At 36.4% G+C, this 17,157-nt stretch carries 17 protein-coding genes and 1 riboswitch; all 17 genes read right to left on the minus strand.

Features of this window, described 5'->3' with window-relative positions; genetic code table 11:
- Positions 1-4 precede the first annotated feature (4 nt).
- On the minus strand, positions 5-1,099 hold the full coding sequence (locus tag GKP30_RS22260) for a Ger(x)C family spore germination protein (protein WP_216831666.1): 1,095 nt from the start codon (positions 1,097-1,099) through the stop codon (positions 5-7).
- Positions 1,086-2,192 carry a GerAB/ArcD/ProY family transporter gene (locus tag GKP30_RS22265; RefSeq protein WP_216831667.1) on the minus strand — a complete coding sequence of 369 codons (1,107 nt, stop codon included), beginning with the start codon at positions 2,190-2,192 and terminating at the stop codon, positions 1,086-1,088. Before GKP30_RS22265 ends, GKP30_RS22260 begins: the two co-directional genes overlap by 14 nt.
- Positions 2,193-2,223: 31 nt before the next feature.
- Entirely contained in the window at positions 2,224-3,723 is a 1,500-nt protein-coding gene (locus GKP30_RS22270; protein WP_216831668.1) for a spore germination protein, read from the minus strand.
- 236 nt (positions 3,724-3,959) lie between these two features.
- Positions 3,960-4,910, minus strand: coding sequence for a VanW family protein (locus GKP30_RS22275; RefSeq protein ID WP_216831669.1), 951 nt, complete (start codon positions 4,908-4,910; stop codon positions 3,960-3,962).
- A gap of 184 nt (positions 4,911-5,094) precedes the next feature.
- A complete protein-coding gene (locus GKP30_RS22280) occupies positions 5,095-5,679 on the minus strand; it encodes a cob(I)yrinic acid a,c-diamide adenosyltransferase (protein WP_216831670.1) in 585 nt (194 codons plus the stop codon).
- Between the two features lie 14 nt (positions 5,680-5,693).
- Positions 5,694-6,128: a bifunctional adenosylcobinamide kinase/adenosylcobinamide-phosphate guanylyltransferase gene (locus GKP30_RS23660; protein ID WP_216831671.1), complete on the minus strand. Its 435-nt coding sequence runs from the start codon at positions 6,126-6,128 to the stop codon at positions 5,694-5,696.
- Entirely contained in the window at positions 6,062-6,712 is a 651-nt protein-coding gene (locus GKP30_RS22290; protein ID WP_216831672.1) for a histidine phosphatase family protein, read from the minus strand. Before GKP30_RS22290 ends, GKP30_RS23660 begins: the two co-directional genes overlap by 67 nt.
- Entirely contained in the window at positions 6,670-7,476 is an 807-nt protein-coding gene (gene cobS / locus GKP30_RS22295) for an adenosylcobinamide-GDP ribazoletransferase (RefSeq protein WP_216831673.1), read from the minus strand. The genes GKP30_RS22290 and cobS overlap by 43 nt, the downstream gene beginning before the upstream one ends.
- Positions 7,460-8,983, minus strand: coding sequence for a cobyric acid synthase (locus tag GKP30_RS22300; RefSeq protein ID WP_216831674.1), 1,524 nt, complete (start codon positions 8,981-8,983; stop codon positions 7,460-7,462). Before GKP30_RS22300 ends, cobS begins: the two co-directional genes overlap by 17 nt.
- Positions 8,980-9,555, minus strand: coding sequence for a bifunctional adenosylcobinamide kinase/adenosylcobinamide-phosphate guanylyltransferase (locus GKP30_RS22305; RefSeq protein WP_216831675.1), 576 nt, complete (start codon positions 9,553-9,555; stop codon positions 8,980-8,982). Before GKP30_RS22305 ends, GKP30_RS22300 begins: the two co-directional genes overlap by 4 nt.
- Entirely contained in the window at positions 9,555-10,631 is a 1,077-nt protein-coding gene (gene cobD / locus GKP30_RS22310) for a threonine-phosphate decarboxylase CobD (RefSeq protein WP_216831676.1), read from the minus strand. The genes GKP30_RS22305 and cobD overlap by 1 nt, the downstream gene beginning before the upstream one ends.
- On the minus strand, positions 10,589-11,584 hold the full coding sequence (cbiB, locus tag GKP30_RS22315) for an adenosylcobinamide-phosphate synthase CbiB (RefSeq protein WP_216831677.1): 996 nt from the start codon (positions 11,582-11,584) through the stop codon (positions 10,589-10,591). Before cbiB ends, cobD begins: the two co-directional genes overlap by 43 nt.
- Positions 11,581-13,056 (minus strand): heme ABC transporter ATP-binding protein, encoded by a 1,476-nt coding sequence (locus GKP30_RS22320; RefSeq protein WP_328703202.1) that lies wholly within the window; start codon positions 13,054-13,056, stop codon positions 11,581-11,583. Before GKP30_RS22320 ends, cbiB begins: the two co-directional genes overlap by 4 nt.
- A gap of 25 nt (positions 13,057-13,081) precedes the next feature.
- On the minus strand, positions 13,082-14,137 hold the full coding sequence (locus tag GKP30_RS22325) for a FecCD family ABC transporter permease (RefSeq protein ID WP_407928661.1): 1,056 nt from the start codon (positions 14,135-14,137) through the stop codon (positions 13,082-13,084).
- The gene (locus GKP30_RS22330) at positions 14,100-15,089 is read right to left on the minus strand and encodes an ABC transporter substrate-binding protein (RefSeq protein ID WP_216831678.1); all 990 of its coding nucleotides are present in this window, start codon (positions 15,087-15,089) and stop codon (positions 14,100-14,102) included. Before GKP30_RS22330 ends, GKP30_RS22325 begins: the two co-directional genes overlap by 38 nt.
- Positions 15,090-15,330: 241 nt before the next feature.
- Positions 15,331-15,509: riboswitch (cobalamin riboswitch) on the minus strand.
- A gap of 59 nt (positions 15,510-15,568) precedes the next feature.
- Positions 15,569-16,024, minus strand: a complete 456-nt coding sequence (locus GKP30_RS22335; RefSeq protein WP_216831679.1) for a flavodoxin — start codon at positions 16,022-16,024, stop codon at positions 15,569-15,571.
- Positions 16,025-16,052: 28 nt separating this feature from the next.
- Positions 16,053-16,988: a WD40/YVTN/BNR-like repeat-containing protein gene (locus GKP30_RS22340; RefSeq protein WP_216831680.1), complete on the minus strand. Its 936-nt coding sequence runs from the start codon at positions 16,986-16,988 to the stop codon at positions 16,053-16,055.
- Between the last annotated feature and the right edge of the window lie 169 nt (positions 16,989-17,157).

Consider the following 17,157-nt stretch of genomic DNA (forward strand, 5'->3'; position numbering starts at 1 on the left):
AATTTTATTCAATTGCCCCTGAATGGACGATTACTACATTAAAGATAAATTCTACATCGATATCTTGATACATTTCTTCCCACTTTTCTGGTTCCCAATTCCTCGTTCTACTTCGGTATTGCTCACCAAGCCCTAATGGATCAATTTTTAATTCCTTAAACATATCAACTAACCTTTCGGCCATTTCTTTCTTTTGTTCCTCCATCTCTTTTTCCAGTTCATCTATGAAACCTGGATCATCGATATTAATACGTTCGGAACTATCAGTAATCTCCCCTTTTACGTTAACATGATAAATAAATGTTGGAATTTCGCCTGTATCATCCATTGTCACTCTATATGTTGATGTTATATTTTCAACAGATACAACTATATCTTCATCGTCATGAGTAACTAAATGTTGCTGGATACCGTGTTTCCCTCTAACAGTTAAATACCTTAACATATAAGACTCGGACAAATTAATACTAGCCACATATTTATCATGATCGAAAAGAGCCGTTCCAATTACATTTAGCTCATCTTCACCCTTAATTAGTGGCAAGTATGCATCTCTACCATCATTGTACATACTGTAAAGAAATAAATGTAAATTAGAAGGTGGAATTGACCTCTCTTGAACGTGGGCAATTAAATCAGGTATAAATACTCCAACGCGATCCTCATTTTCATCGACTGTAGTGAAAATATCTTTTGCCTTTCCAACAGAAATAGCCAATTGTACGCGATTCGGGACATCTGGATTTCTATATAAAGCATCTGCAAGATGTTCAATTCCCCTTTCGGCAATCGTATTACTAAATATATAAACCCGAGACTGCCCAAGCTTGATCGGACGTTGACTTTTCATATTTATTTGTTCTATCGCCCCATTCGTTGTCCGACCGATACCTGTTAATACTTGAGAAAACAGTGCACTTTCTTCTCCTTGTTCAACAAAGTTTGGAAAAGCCGCAGTTAATTCTAATTTATCTTCATCAACTTCGTCATAAGCCATACCATGAACCAATGACAACTCTTCGATAATATTTGTTTCTACACACCCTGTTAGAATAAAGAGAATTATGTAAGTTAGGATGATCCATCTACATTTGTTCATTTTGATCTTTCCTCACTTTCAAAACAAGTTGCTGGATAATGAATAAAAAGGGGATATAGAAAAAAACAACACCAAATCCAATAATAGAGAAATATTCATTTAACAGATTTACATTTTCCCGGCCTTCTACCATAGCTGTCATGACTGCTAATAGAAGTAAAACTGGTAGTAATAATTTCTTTTGCTGAATATTGAAAAGACGTTTACATCCTCTTGTTACAGCCCATATAGCTAATGCAATATTAGGTGCAACAATAATCATCCATAACGAAATGCTTATATATTCAAATCGTTCAATAAATGGGAGCTCTACAATTTTATATAAAGTTAAAGTGGCCCAAATCGTTCGGTTTAATTGCTCCTCACTATAAAAGACTAAGCTAATAATCATTAAGATCGTATAAATAAACGTCGTATAAAGTGCTCCGAGTTGGGCCCATCTTTGTGAATCTTTACTATTCTTTAAAAATGGGTAATACATTAATAACAATTCAAACCCTAAAAACGATAAGGTTGTATCTTTTGCACCAATTAACATCTCCCCAACAGAACTCCTCCAAATCGGTAATAAATTTATGATATTGGCAAATTCAAGGGGCAGGATTAATAGTAGGAATAACGGTATTGGAATAAAAACACTAATAACAGCCATCCCTACGACAGCGCGAAAACCACCACTTATTAAATACCAAAGTAACAACACTGCAATAGTTGTAAAAAACCATGCTGGAATTTCAGCAAACATCCATACTTGAATGACTTCAATAAACGTTCGCAGTACCACTATAGCTAGACCTAAAAAGTACATAATTAATAAAACACTTAAAAGACCACCAAACCATTTACCAAACAATTGTTGGTGAACGTAGACGATGTCACCGCCACTATTATTTAATATTTTATAGATCATCCAAATCAGTAGATGGACAACAATTCCTGCTATGACGACTGCAATCCATCCATCAAATCCAGCTGTTTTAACAACAATCCGTTGATATCCTAGGATACCGACACCGATTTGCATTGCATGGATAATAAAAAATACTAGATAAGAAGAAACTTGAACATTTTCTTTTACTTTTGGGGGATTCATCTACATCACCTCCTTTTTATCAATCGAAATACTATTCGTCAATGTCCTTCGTTCTCTTTACTCTTGATGCGTTAAATCGTTTTGTGTCTTTGGGCCTCATCATGACGGGACGTGAAGAAAAGAATGTAAAAGGCAATCTAAAAAACGCATCTTTCCAATCTCTTAATCGGAGTGGATAAACGGGTTCTAAATATGGTCTACCTAAAGAGGTTAAGCGAATTAAATGCGCAGCAGTAAAGAGTAAACAAATAACGATCCCAACCCCGCCCAAAAATGCAGCAAAAATCATTATGGGAAAGCGTATAATTCTTATCGTGTTACCCATTTGATATACGGGTGTTGTGAAAGATGCTAATGCAGACAGAGCGACAATGATTAATAAGATATTACTCGTTAAACCTGCTTCTACTGATGCTTGTCCAATTACGATTCCTCCAACAATACCAATCGTTTGACCGACTTTTGTCGGTAGTCTAGCCCCTGCTTCGCGTAAAAGTTCAATTGTAAACTCTAAAAATAATGCTTCAATGATCGGCGGGAACGGAATATTGCTTCGTGACGCAATAATCGTTGCCAGCAAATCTTTTGGGATCAATTCATAATGAAAAGTAATGACCGCAATATAAACGGGAGCAGCAAGTATAGAAAAAGTTACTGCAAAAAAGCGAAGAATTCTTACAAATGATGCAATATGCCAAGGTAAGTAATAATCTTCTAGTGATGAGAAAAATTCTATGAGTGTCGTTGGACCGAAAAAAGCTTCTGGAGAGTTATCACTCATAACGACTACTTTACCTTCAGTCAATGCACCAGACACCCGGTCTGGTCTTTCTGTATTAACATACTGCGGAAAAATAGATAGCGTACTATCTGATACCATTTGATTGATCATTGTACTATCCAAAATTTGATCAAATTCAATATCTTCTAGTCTTTGCACCATTGTTCTAACATTTTCTTGATCTGCAATTCCTTCTATGAACAGTACAGCTACTTTTGTTTTGGTTATTTTCCCTACCTCAAGCTCTTTTATTTGAAGGTTTGGCAGCGGTAATCGTTTACGAATTAAATTAATATTTGTATCTAAAGACTCGATAAATGATTCTTGTGGACCGGTAACAGTAAATTCAAGTTCTGGCATACCTACATCTCGTTCAAAGTTAACACTTGCTTCAATAAGCATACATTTATTCTTATCTGCCAAAAGTTGAACGAGGATGTATCCTTGTAAGACTTTGGTTTTTATTTCTTTTACGTCACTTGTAATTGTTACCTCTTCAATAGGTAATTTATCTTTGAGTACTTCTAGCCCATCGGTAATGTACTTATTAATGTAAGGAAGTACGTCCTTATGCAATCGATCTGGATCGACTAGTGTGGAAAAAAACATGACCTTATACGGAACTTCATTACTTTGATGTTCATACATACGAAAGTCCGTAGACTTTTTGAATGTATATAGAACGGACATAAGCGTTTCCTGCTGTTTTTGACTATTATGCATTTGTCTTGTTAACCATTTTAAAAACATAGCACTTCTCCTAGCCTTAACAACTATAGTTTTGTCTTAGTATTAGAAAACAGTGGAAACGTTATTCCAAATTGGAAAAGTTCAGCTTGCTAATTTAATAAAAGAAATTAAGTTTAACGTTACCAACAAAACATTACAGCACAAAAAGAAGCTATCTAGCATGTTGGTACTCTCACCTTACCGAGAGTCTAATTGCTTAGTTAGCTTCTTTTCCATTTCCTTTTTAGTAACTTTTTTTATTGTATTGAAGCAATTAACTGTTCTTTATTTTGTGATGAGAAGACTTCAACTGTTATTTTCCCAGAACTTAAAGAGACATTCGTTTTTAATAGGACTGGAAAATTGTAAGGATTTGTGAAAACAAAATCAGGCCCTCCCCATGAAACAGTTGCATCTCGGTTTGCGGGAACATAACCGATTTCTCTAGAATGAGTATACCTCTCGACTACCTCTAGTCCTGCAGCATCAATGGCATTGAATAATGTTGATGAGGTTTGACAAATTCCCCCGCCGATCCCCATAACGAATTCCTCATTAACTATTTCTTTTGCTTCTCGATAGCCTCTTTCAACCGTTCGTTGACCTACAACATTATTAAATGAAAACTGATCACCTGGACCTAATACATAATGCTGGATGGCTTCTGCTGATAGTTTTATATTTACGGAACGACCTTCTACACTTGGATTAAAGTGAGTAGAGAAAGACCCAATGGAAACATCTAATATGTTAGCTAATTGATCTTCAGAAACGTTCGGTTCCTTTTCGTAGATTGGGAGAATAACTTCTCGATCCCGGTAATCTAATTGTTGAACTTTTGAGACTAGTTCTTTCTCAGATAAAATGACTTGGTTTTGTCCTGATATAATATTACCATTTAAATCAATTGTTGGGTTACGCATCGGCTGGTCGATGGTTCGAGCCAATTTTGCAGCAAATTGTGCCAAAGCCACCCCATCTAATTCTAGATTAGGTATATAACCAAAATCATTCAACAAGATCGACTGCTGTTCATCTGTGCGCTCATCAATTAATGTTACTTCCCACTTTATTGGCTTTTTATAATATTCTACTTCGCTACTTACTAGTCCATGGTGCCTCGAACTTTTTTCTTCTGCAGCAGCAACTGAAGCAGAAAAGAAACAAAAACTAAATAAAACAACAAAATAGACCCAGTATCTTTTCAACCTTACTCCCCCTTTTGTAACATTCCCATCGTTAATGTATGTAGGATATTTATGGAAATGAACAAAAATATAAAATAATTTTTTTTTCTAATTATAAGACGTATTTTACCATTAAAATGTTTCGTTTTTTTCAAATTTCCTAATAAAAAAACACGTCAATTTTCGACGTGTTTCGTACGTTCTATTATTTTTCTTTCCGTTTGCCTTCTCGAAAGACGATAGCACTACGCTCGTATTCAACATCTTTTACACCTAAACGATGATTGATAACACGAGCAATCGCAAAGAAATAATCCGATAAACGGTTTAAATATTTTAATACAACAGGGTTTGTTTCAGACTCTCGTTGTAAACGTGAAACATAACGTTCAGCTCGTCTTGTTACGGTTCTGCAAACATGGATAGTTGCCGCTGCTGGAGACCCACCAGGAAGAATAAACCGCTCAAGTTCTGGTGCTTCCTTTATATATTCATCAATACGTTCTTCTAGGAACGTTACCATTTCATCCTTTGCCTTAAAAGGACGAGCTTCAGTTGCTTCCAGCATTGCTAGGTCTCCACCACAATCAAATAACTCGTGTTGAATTTTTACCAGTTCATTAATAATATCCGCAAAAACGTCAGAGTCAAGCTGTGTAATCGCCTGCCCAACAAAAGAATTCAATTCATCAGTTGTACCATAAGCAATTACTCGGGTGTCATCTTTTGTTAATCGGCCACCAATAACACTTGTCTTTCCTTCGTCTCCTGTACGTGTATACAAACGCATTATACATTCCTCCATTATTTTAATTGTTCTGAAATACCATACCAAACTCGATATACTTTGTTAGAGTGTTTTACAATATCTTGGTAACACCAACCAACTAAATCACGCCACTGTCGATCTTCTTTTTTGATAGGTACTATCCCTTTCCCAATATCACTGCCAACTAGTATTAGCATACGATCCTCGCGAAGCTGCTCCCATTCAAGCCATTGCTCTAAAAGCTGATTGAATTGTGATCGGCCTTTAGGTTCATAAAGAATGCGCTTAATGATCATTTCCATCCCAGTTATGACGCATAGCTGTCGATTGGGCAGTTTATAAAGATCTTGAATGATACCATCATTTTCATACCCATTATAACAAACAAATTCATCTACATGGTCTATTTTATAATTCGAATATACCCAGCTTCCTTTGCCATGAAAGGCGCCTCCTGTAATAAATTCCACTGCTCACCCCTCCTCAATCCGTCAACATCATTAGCCAATGTATATCCTTGACCGTAATTAATACTCCATTCCCAAAAGTTTTTTTTTGTAGGAAATAATTGTGAAAGAAGTAAGCGAATAGGGCCACCGTGGCTTACGATTATCACATGTTGGAATTGTTGGTCAACAGCATCGTTTATTAACTTCTCCCAACTCTTCATAACTCTAGTTTGAAAATAAGAAAATGTCTCACCTTTAGGAGGTTTCGTCTGATTAACATTATCTAGCCAACTCCTATATAAAGGATTTTCTTTTAATTGCTCGTAGGTTTGACCTTCCCAATCACCGAAATTGAATTCTCTCAATCTTACATCCTTTACAATAGGCGTATTAGGATAAAGTATTTCAGCTGTAGTTACACACCTTATCAAATCACTAGAAATGATAACGTCCCCTTTAGGATAACTATACTTTTGCTGTAATGACTGTAGTAGTTTCTTACCTTTTTCATTAATAGGTATATCCGTCCAACCTAAATATTTCTTTTGCTCATTATAATCAGTTAAACTATGTCGTAAAAGAGTAACAGCCATGCAACGAGCCATAGAATGCCCTCTCCCCCTTCAACCAATGTACCTAATGTATCTCCCGTAATTCCTCCAAACTGTTTATTAAAAAAAGAAAAACTTACTATTAGAATAATAATTGATATTACCTTTAATATTATTGCAGCTATAAAGAAATCTGGTAAAACAATATAGACACAGAGTAGGATAAGTGGCCCCCAAATAAGAAAACTAAACTTTGTTCGTGGAATTACGCTCTGTTGAACAGAATATGCCATCCCCTCTTTTCTAGCTGGATTTCCTATTAGCAAAGAACTCCCCAACATCCACCTAGAAAAAAATGGAATTATAAAAAAATAAAACCAATACTGTTCGGTAATTTCTAATACTTGAAAAATAAAAATATACTTTCCAGCAAGTAAAAAGAATAAAGATAGAACAGCAAAAGCTCCGACTCGGGAATCTTTCATAATCTCAAGTTTTCGATCTTTTTCCTGTCTTGAAAAAAATCCGTCACTCACATCCATCCAACCATCAAGATGAAGACCTCCAGTTAAGGAAACAATACATAATAATAGAAATAGACTACTAACAGCTGTTGGGAGTGAGAGCCATTCAACAAATAATAATGATATGCCCATAGTAATACTACCAACAATTAGACCAATAAATGGGTATAAGGCAACAGATATAGAAGCTGTTTGCTTTGTCCAAGGAACTTCTTTTCTAATAGGTATAGTTGTTAACAACTGTAATGCCAAAATGAGACCGTCGAACATACTACTTTTACGATTGCTGTCCATTGCCCTTCCAACTTTCAATTACATCGAGGATATAGTCGATATCAAGATATGTTTCTACATGGTCAGCCAACTTTTCATAACCTTGATCTCTAACTTCCGCTAAATTAAGCACTGCACATTGTTGCATTCCTCGATCTTTTCTTATTCGATTTAACCAAGAAGCACGCCATTCATCATTATGGAACAAATGATGTAAATAAGTACCTATTACTTTTCCCTCATGTAGACAAACACCTTCTGGTCGGTTTTCAATCATTAGAAAAGGTTCAACATCTTCTGCCGTAGTCAATGTTCTCCCCAGATGAATTTCAAACCCTGAAATCTTCTTACTACAATTCCACCGTTCGGACCCAAGTTTTCCTTCTGAACGTATCGTCAATTTTTTTTCATTAAAATAAGTCTTAAGAGGTGCTATATTAAGACCTTTCATCTTATTACCAACAAGGTCAGTATCCGTACCTGCTTCATCAATCAACAGCTCTCCAAGCATTTGATACCCGCCACAAAGTCCAACAAGCGTTCCTCCAGCTTCTACATACTTCTGCAGGATGATATCAAGACCGTTATCTTTAAGATACTTCAAGTCATGAAATGTACTTTTGGTCCCTGGAATAATAACGGCATCAGGATTTCCAAACTCTGTTTTGTTTTTTACAAAACGTAAGTAAACATCCTTTTCAGCTGCAAGTGGTTCTAGGTCGGTATAGTTTGAAACATACGGTAAAGTGATAATAGCTATGTCTAAACCGTTATCACCTTTTTTACCTTCTTTAATTAGGCTATTTTGAATTGAAAGGGAATCTTCTCCTTCGATTGAAATGTGATCATAATAAGGAATGACACCAACAACTTTAACCCCTGTGTATGCTTCGATCCATGAAACACCGTCCGTAAATAGACTACTATCACCACGAAACTTATTAATAATAATTCCTTTAACACGCTTTCTATCTTCATTAGATAGTAGCTGAAGCGTACCAACAACACTAGCAAACACACCGCCTCTTTCAATATCAGCAATTAAAATAACTGGAACATCTGCTACTTGTGCCACCTTCATATTTACAAGCTCACGATCATTTAGATTAACCTCGACAGGACTGCCTGCTCCTTCAATTACTACATATTCATGTCTTTTTGCAAGCTCTGTTAATGCTTTTTTAATCGCTTCAATTCCCTTTTTGTAAAAGTGTTCGCGGTAGCTTCGTCCTGAATAAGTTGAGTACACTTCTCCGAACAGAACAACTTCAGAATCCATCGTGCTACGCGGTTTTAGTAAAATTGGATTCATATAAACATTGGCTTCCGTTTTAGCAGCTTCTGCTTGTACTCCTTGCGCTCTACCAATTTCTTTCCCATCAACAGTAACATAAGAGTTATTAGACATGTTCTGCGATTTAAATGGAGTCACTTTTCTATTCTTACGAGCAAGTATTCGACACAGCGCAGTGACTAGAACACTTTTACCAACGTCTGAACCTGTTCCTTGGAGCATAATTCCCTTCATCTTACTTCCACATCCTTTTTCAATAGCGGAATTCCAGCTTCCACTAAGTATGCTTGAGTGCATATGGACACAATTTTCTGATGAATACGCCCCATTAACTTTAAATAAGCAATTGTACTTTTATCATTGGGTATAATATCATCAAATAATTCATTGGTTACAACAATACACGGAATTGGACTTTGTTGCATCACCATAAAAGTATCTGAAAGACGCTCAAGTAGTTGTTGTTGAAATAAAGACTCCTTCCATAGCTCTATCCCTTGGTCAATACTACAAAAAAACTCTGCTGTGACCAGACCTGTTAAACAATCTAAAATGACAGCATCGCCCTCTTTAAAATGAACCATTAACTTTTCGATATGGGTGCTTTTTTCATGAGTCACATAACGCTTATCCCGCATTTGGCGTTCTTCAATATGCCTATTAATACGATCATCCATTTCAATATCACTTCGTGTACTCGTTGCAATATAATGAATAACACCGCTTTTCTCCACTTTTCTCTCTGCTACTTGTAAGGCAAATGTACTCTTACCGCTTCGCACTCCCCCAGTAATAAAAATGATCATTACTGTATCCACCTTCCTAACACATTTAACAGCATGTCATTTTCAGCGCGCGTCTTTATAGCTAAACGAATATACTTTCCTTCTAGACCTAAGAAGTTATAAGTGTGCCGAGGTATAATACCATTTTCAATCATAAAAATAATTAGCGGTTTTAAATCTTCGTTTGACCCCTTGGGTTTTAATAGATAAAAGTTTACAACAGATGGTGACACTTCATAGCCTACCTGGGTTAAAACATGAAACAACCATTCTCTTTCTGACCTAATAAAGGTCCTCGTCCTAATGACGTGCTGTTCGTCACTTATACACTCAAGTCCAACTTGTTGCGCAATACCATTGACACTCCATGGTTGCTGAAATTTTTTAAGTTTATTAACTACCTCATCATTTGAAATTAAGTAACCTAATCTAAGCGATGGGATCGCGTACATTTTCGTTAATGACCTTAATACAATAATATTTTGAAGATCATTTATGTAAGGGAGAATACTTACTTCCTTATCACTAAAGTCATAAAAGGCTTCATCAATAACGACAGTTACATCCTTTTCTTTTGCCCTCTGTATTAACTTGAGTAGAATAGCCTGATCTAGCATCGTACCCGTAGGATTATTTGGCTGGCACAAGAACATAGCATCAACATCTTTTATTGCTTCTAACAGACCTTCCAAATTAACATGCCAGTTTTCATCGTGAAATAGTTGAAACCTTATAACTTCACATTCATAGGCAACACAAGCCTCTCGATATTCTGAAAACGTCGGTTCTACGACAAGTATTTTCTTTTTACGAAAATAGTTTGCAATTAATAAAATAAGTTCAGCTGCACCATTACCAATTAATAACTGATCTTTAGATATGTTATTTTGCAAAGCTAACTTTTCTCGTAATTTAGAGGCATAAGGATCAGGATACGAATGAATGGTTCGGCCATAACCCTCCCATTTTTGTAGGACAGCTTTAGGCACACCTAATGGATTTACGTTTTCGCTAAAGTCAATCGAATTTTCTTTCAATTGTAAACCTAGCGCATTTACAAAGTATTGTGGGTTTGCACCATGATTAGGTAAAACCATAATAAAATACCTCCAATCAACCAAAGCGTTAACACAAAAGAAACAACGGTATTATGCATGATTTGAATCGCTTGCTTTATATGTAAAGAGGAAATTGGCATAGTTGGAATACCCATTTTTGCACGATTAGACATAACACCTTTATATTGATTTTGTCCACCTAGTTGTATCCCTAGCAAACTAGCAACAGCGGCTTCACCCCACCCACTGTTTGGACTTGGATGTTTTTTCGCATCTGTCCATAATATTCGAAAACATTTCGATTTTTTCTGACTTGCGAAGCTACGACTACACAAAATCATAAGTATACCAGTTAACCTACTCGGAATATAGTTTAATACATCATCGAACTTGGCTGACGCCCATCCAAAATCAATATACTTTTCATTTTTATAACCAACCATTGAATCACACGTATTTACAGCCCTATAAAGCATCGCAAGTGGTGCTCCACCTATTAGGGCAAAGAAAAGTGGCGCAGTTACTCCATCACTAGTATTTTCAGCTACGGTTTCAACGGTTCCACGAATGATTTCAGACTCAGAAAGACTTTCAGTATCTCTTCCAACAATATAAGATAACTTTAATCGCGCTTCTTGAATATTACCTGCCTCTAAAGGTTTAAATACTTCTTCCGCTGCCTCTTTTAAGCTACGCTGAGCAATTGCAAATGAAATGATAATCGCTTCAACGATGACACCAACAAAAGGATGAATGAAATAGGCTAGGATAATTAGAACAACTGTAGTAAGAAATACTCCTATAACAATAGTTTGTAAAAAGAAAAAACCCTTTACTCTTTTCTTTTTCCCACCGTTTAGCTTTCTTTCAAAAAAAGAGATCATCTTCCCTATTCCGACGACTGGGTGTGGAATATTTCGAGGATCTCCTATTATTCGATCAATCACTACAGCTAAGGAAAGTGCAATCAAATTGTAAATAACAAAGCTCATTGAACTCTCCTTCTTTCTTTGTTCCTTTTTACGGCCTCATATGTCGCTTCATGCACCGCTCTTGCAATTGTCTTTCCTAATGACGTAATTGTTCCTGCATAAGGCTGTTCATTTCCTGTTTGTGAAGCAGCAACCATAATACTGTCAGTAGAGGTTCCAGTAGCAAGAGTATCTGTTTGAGGATCTTTAATATTCTGATCAAATAGTGCTTTTGCTTTGGCTTCCGTTGAAGTCATCACGGCCTGAACGAAAGCAGCATCAGATAAATGACCTTCTATAAATATCCACGTATTAATTGTTCCAACTGTTTGCAAAGCATTCTTTTGCAAATACGCCATTGAGGCATCTACTGCATTTGAAACACCAGCAGTTACAACAACGAAAACAGTGAATTCATCTGTCGAATACGTTTTAAAAGAGCCATCCTCTAAAATGGCAGCGGTCATCATTCCTACAGCACCTTCATAATCAATTCCGAGATTACTCAAATATTGTTTGTACTCACTTTCAGCACAATCACAGTTATAATCTTTATGAACATGACGGTTTATAAATGTTGAGTTCCAGCCAAACCCTGCACCAATGACAGCTGAAGAGTAGGTTTTAAGTGGAATAGGACTCGAAATGTTTATATATTCTCGGTTTCTTTCAATTTTTAATCGATTTATGAGCGACCGCTCGGTTGATAAACATTGCTTGGGCTGAAGTGTAATAAGTGGACTAGGAACAGATGGATGTTCTCTTCTACCCACTTTAGCTTTATACACTTCTTGTAACCTTTTTTCATTCATAACATGTGCTGGACGGTCAAGTGCGCTAACTCTTCCCTCATCAAGAAGTAATATACGATCACAATACAAACTTGCCATATTTAAATCATGTAAAATCGCAATAACCGTTAAACCTTTTTCCTTTGACCACTGTTTCAATGAGTCTAGCAAACTCATTTGGTACGAGATGTCGAGGTGATTAGTAGGTTCATCTAGAAGTAGTATTTTTGGTTCTTGTGCTAGAGCACGTGCCAGCATGACACGCTGCCGTTCACCACCGCTTAAAGAATGCAAAGGAATATCTTTAAATCGATAAATTCCTGTTAATTCCATCGCCTCATCGACAATTTGTTTGTCTTTCTTATTTCCAACTTGAAACCACCCTTTTTGATGCGGGTAACGTCCTAACTGCACAACCTCTTCAACCGTGTAGGAAAAAGATGTATCTGATTGTTGAGGTAATACTGCCATCTGTCTAGCTAATTCTTTTGAGGCATATGCTAATATATTTTTATCCTCAAGAATGATTTCCCCTGATTGTGTAGAAATCAGCCCACTAACCATCTTTAATAATGTCGTTTTCCCACTACCGTTTGGGCCAAGGACACCAAAGATTTCTCCTTTGGAAACAGAGAATGAAACGTCTTTAATTATATTGACATTTCCATATCCTCCACTAATGTCGTTTACTTGTAACATCATCGCATTTCACTCCATCCATGAAGTATTATAATCTATGTCGTTGTCTGATTAAGATGATAGCAAAGACTGGACCACCGACAAGAGCCGTGATGACTCCAATAGGTAACTCGGTTGGAGCAATTAATGTACGTGCTACTAAATCAGTAAGTACTAGAAATCCTCCACCAATTAAAACAGATAGCGGTAATAGATGGCGATGATCTGGTCCCCATATTAACCTAGTTAGATGAGGAATAACCAAACCGACAAAACCGATCGTCCCAGAGACTGCTACAGCTGATCCAGTTAACAAAGCTGCTCCAAATAAAATCATCATTTTTCGAGCTTGAATATTAACACCGAGATGTTTAGCAGTTTCTTCTCCAAAAGCTAGTGCATTTAATTCTTTTGCATTAAAAAGTAAAATCAAAAATCCTGCTAAGAAAAACGGAGCAATTAAATAAACATAGCTCCAACCTCTCATAGAGACGCTTCCCATTAACCAGCCTATGATTTGTCTTAGCTCTTCTCCTGTTAAGGCAATCATTAAAGAAATAAATGAACCTAAAAAAGAGCTGAGTATAATACCTACTAATATAACGGTATGTGCAGCCATTGAGCGATTAAGAGCACGCGCAAAAAATATCACTAAAAATAAAGTAAAAAAGCCAGCAATAATACTTATAACAGGTAAAGTATAAAAACCTAGAAATGGTAGAGTAATACCAAAAAACATAACTGCCACAGCACCCACTGCAGCACCCGAAGAAACTCCTAGTGTATAAGGATCGGCTAGTGGATTTTTTAAAAAACCTTGGAAAGCGGCCCCTGCTAATGCAAGGGCTCCTCCAACGAACATTGCTAATAATACTCGCGGAAAACGGATTTCCATCACAATGTTTATATACATCACATCAATTTCTGTAGCCAAAGGTAGCCCCATCCATTCTTTTCCTAATATTGTAACTACATCAAGAAAAGGTATAGGTACACTTCCAACTGCAATCCCTATTACTACAGAAAAAAACAAAAATGCTATTGCTGAAATATACCCTACAAGTATATTAGTTTTCGAAAACATCTGGGTAAATAAATTTGGCAAGTTGTTCCATTCCTTCCGCTAGGCGAGGTCCTGAACGTGTTACCGTATCATTTTCTACATCGTAAATTCGATCATTAGCAACTGCATTAACATCTTTCCATGCCGATCTACCTTTTACTTCCTCACTAGGGTTTTCAATATAATAGCCATATGTTGTAATGATTACATCTGGATTTATACTTACTACATCTTCTTCTGTGAATTGAGGCCAACCTTCTTGATCACCTGTTACATTTGTTGCGTTTAGTAGTTGGAGTAGCTCATTTAAGAATGTATCTTTACCAGGTGTATATAAATCAGGTGAGACTTCAACCCATACATTAACACGATCTTCTTCAGGAATTTCTTCTGCCTTTGCTGCCAATTCAGTTATTTTATTTTGCATATCTTCAATAACATTTGTTGCTTCATTGGTCTTTCCTATTACTTCCCCAATCATCTCAATGCTCTTATAAACATCTTCAAGTTGCTTTGCATCATTTACAATTACAACTTTTATCCCTGAGTTTCTTAATTGATCTAAGCCATCTGCTGAGCTATGTGCTCCTGAAGCATGAGCTAAAACCACATCTGGTTGTAGAGAAATAACTTTCTCCACATCGAAATCCATTCCACCTACTGTTTCAATCTCTAATACAGCTTCGGGAAAGTTACACCAATCTGTTCTGCCTACAATTTTGTCACCTGCATCAAGTGCAAAAACCGTCTCTGTAATACTAGGAATTAAAGTTACAATCTTTTCAGGCTCTTCTTCTAACGTTACTTCATTTTCAAACGCATCAGTAATTGTTATCGGAAAAGCAGCAGCTTCCCCGCTACCAGTCGTTTGCTCTTCTGTTTCTTCAGTCTGTGCTTCATCTGATTGTCGCTCTTCTTGGTTTTCTGTGCCACATGCTGTTAATAACCCAACAATCAGTAATGCAGCAACTAACCACATATACCATTTTTTCATTTTCTCCAACCCCTTTTTTTGTATATATCCTTTTTGTATTCAATGATAGAATTACAGAACGGAAAAGTATGTAAAAAAATAAAAGCTCCCCTTCAAAGGAGAGCTTTGGTTTCAGTTTAATAGACCAGCCTTGTGACACTTGGATGCTGAAAACATTCCTTTATGTGTCGTTCTAGTTCGAACAAAGGGTACTCTTTTTCAAGAGTTAGATCTTATCACACTGCTTACCTTTTCCGCGAAGGCTACACAATACTTTAAGGCAGGTCTCCTGACTCGTACAATGATAACTCTTTACCTTCCCATCATGTATGACAGTGGTTTATTAAAGAGTATTAGTACTTACAGTGGCGGGACCGTGTTGGAATTACACCAACTTCCCTTTTCACACCCATATGAGTGACCTTAAAGCTCATTAACTATTCGATTCATTGAGATACGACTTAATTATACAAAATATTCGATAATTCGTCTATATAAACTTAAACACTAGTTTCTAATTTAACTTTTTTTGCAAATTCTCTCCCAAAACCTTTGCACGTTTCTTCTTCACCATCTGGTCCTAGCTCTATTTTAAGTCCTGGCTGTACAATTTGACCATTTCTTTCTTCAATCATAGCTTCTAATAAATCTACAGCACCACAAAAAATTTCATATGCAGTATCTCCAGACCCAAACACTGCAAATTGTTTATTTGTTAAGTCTAGCCCAGCCATTTCATCGTACAAATCTAAAAATTCGTCAGGAAGTTCGCCATCTCCCCATGTATAGGCTCCTAAAATAATAGCATCAAATGCGTTTAACTGTTCAGCATCACAATCCATTACCTCTAGCTTCGTCACATTCATACTCTCTTCTTGTAACCCCTCTTCAATTAAATCCGCAATTGCCTCTGTATTTCCTGACATACTAGCATACACAAGTAGAACTTCACTCATTTTAACATTCCCCTTTCAATCTATTAATTTAGGATAAATTACTATTATTGTTGGCTGTTTTGTTGTTCGGGTAATATGCTTGAGTAGAATGCTTTAATTCATAATGACCTGCTACAACATAATCTTGTTGATCATTTGCAATTCTCCAACCGTGCCCCTTAACGACATTACAAGGAACAATAATATTTTGTTCTAAATAAACTCGTGAAACTGTGGCGTTACCTTCTTTGTCCTGTGATGATGTTGCAAAAATAAATCCGTCATCTTCTGACACATCTAAAAAACTCGCCTGCATGCTAACTTGATTTACGGAATTCCAAAAATACTCATCATGACTCTTAGGGAGGGAACAAGATTGAATTTTTCCTTTTGAACCTTTACATGTCCCCCCAGCAGCTAATAGCTGATTTTCATGAACAATTAAGCATGAAACCATAAAATCATTTTCCCTTTTGATCCAAGACATCGTTAAATTATTTAGATCTAGTTTCCAAACCCCTCCATATTGTCGATGAATTTTCGTACCAATAAATAAGGAATGCCCTGACAAACATAATGAGCGTATAGCTGGCGAATTTCTTCTTAATTTCTCAAATGGAGTAATTGAACTCCAATTTAAGCCAAAATCATATGAAAAATATAAACAGTTATTTCCATGAGTAATGACCATACCATAAGTGCTACCAACTACACTCCAAATCGTTGAGGTTGTTGGTAAGGACTTATGACTCCATGTGTTTCCACCATCACTACTTCGAAGAAACACCCCTTTTTCACCAACTCCATACAGCAGTGAACCGACCTTTGTAAGCTTTACTATCCGAAAGGGAAAAGAAAAAAGTTTTGTTAAATAAAGACCTTTCATTCGGAAAATTCCTTCTCTTTCAATTGCAACTATGTACTTTCCGTTTTTCTCCTTACAAACAGCAGTAGCTCCTTGGACAGCGCTATTCATCATGTTCATAGCAATTCCTCCAACGGTATTAATAATGAAAATCATTTTCACTTATATAATAAGTGAAAATGATTTTCATTGTCAACTAAATTTAAAAAAATCATCGAGTAGGAGGATAATCATTAATTGATTATCCGACCTCTCACACCACCGTACGTACGGATCCGTATACGGCGGT

This window comes from Alkalihalobacterium elongatum (assembly GCF_019024285.1).
GTDB classification, from domain to species: Bacteria; Bacillota; Bacilli; order Bacillales; family Bacillaceae_F; genus Alkalihalobacterium; species Alkalihalobacterium elongatum.

Bases quoted from the DNA above. Each gene is read 5' to 3' on its own strand.
- GKP30_RS22260 (WP_216831666.1), bottom strand. From the start codon at position 1,099: ATGAACAAATGTAGATGGATCATCCTAACTTACATAATTCTCTTTATT.
- GKP30_RS22265 (WP_216831667.1), bottom strand. From the start codon at position 2,192: ATGAATCCCCCAAAAGTAAAAGAAAATGTTCAAGTTTCTTCTTATCTA.
- GKP30_RS22270 (WP_216831668.1), bottom strand. From the start codon at position 3,723: ATGTTTTTAAAATGGTTAACAAGACAAATGCATAATAGTCAAAAACAG.
- GKP30_RS22280 (WP_216831670.1), bottom strand. From the start codon at position 5,679: ATGCGTTTGTATACACGTACAGGAGACGAAGGAAAGACAAGTGTTATT.
- GKP30_RS22290 (WP_216831672.1), bottom strand. From the start codon at position 6,712: ATGGCTCGTTGCATGGCTGTTACTCTTTTACGACATAGTTTAACTGAT.
- cobS (WP_216831673.1), bottom strand. From the start codon at position 7,476: ATGGACAGCAATCGTAAAAGTAGTATGTTCGACGGTCTCATTTTGGCA.
- GKP30_RS22300 (WP_216831674.1), bottom strand. From the start codon at position 8,983: ATGAAGGGAATTATGCTCCAAGGAACAGGTTCAGACGTTGGTAAAAGT.
- GKP30_RS22305 (WP_216831675.1), bottom strand. From the start codon at position 9,555: ATGATCATTTTTATTACTGGGGGAGTGCGAAGCGGTAAGAGTACATTT.
- cobD (WP_216831676.1), bottom strand. From the start codon at position 10,631: ATGGTTTTACCTAATCATGGTGCAAACCCACAATACTTTGTAAATGCG.
- cbiB (WP_216831677.1), bottom strand. From the start codon at position 11,584: ATGAGCTTTGTTATTTACAATTTGATTGCACTTTCCTTAGCTGTAGTG.
- GKP30_RS22320 (WP_328703202.1), bottom strand. From the start codon at position 13,056: ATGATGTTACAAGTAAACGACATTAGTGGAGGATATGGAAATGTCAAT.
- GKP30_RS22330 (WP_216831678.1), bottom strand. From the start codon at position 15,089: ATGAAAAAATGGTATATGTGGTTAGTTGCTGCATTACTGATTGTTGGG.
- GKP30_RS22335 (WP_216831679.1), bottom strand. From the start codon at position 16,024: ATGAGTGAAGTTCTACTTGTGTATGCTAGTATGTCAGGAAATACAGAG.
- GKP30_RS22340 (WP_216831680.1), bottom strand. From the start codon at position 16,988: ATGAACATGATGAATAGCGCTGTCCAAGGAGCTACTGCTGTTTGTAAG.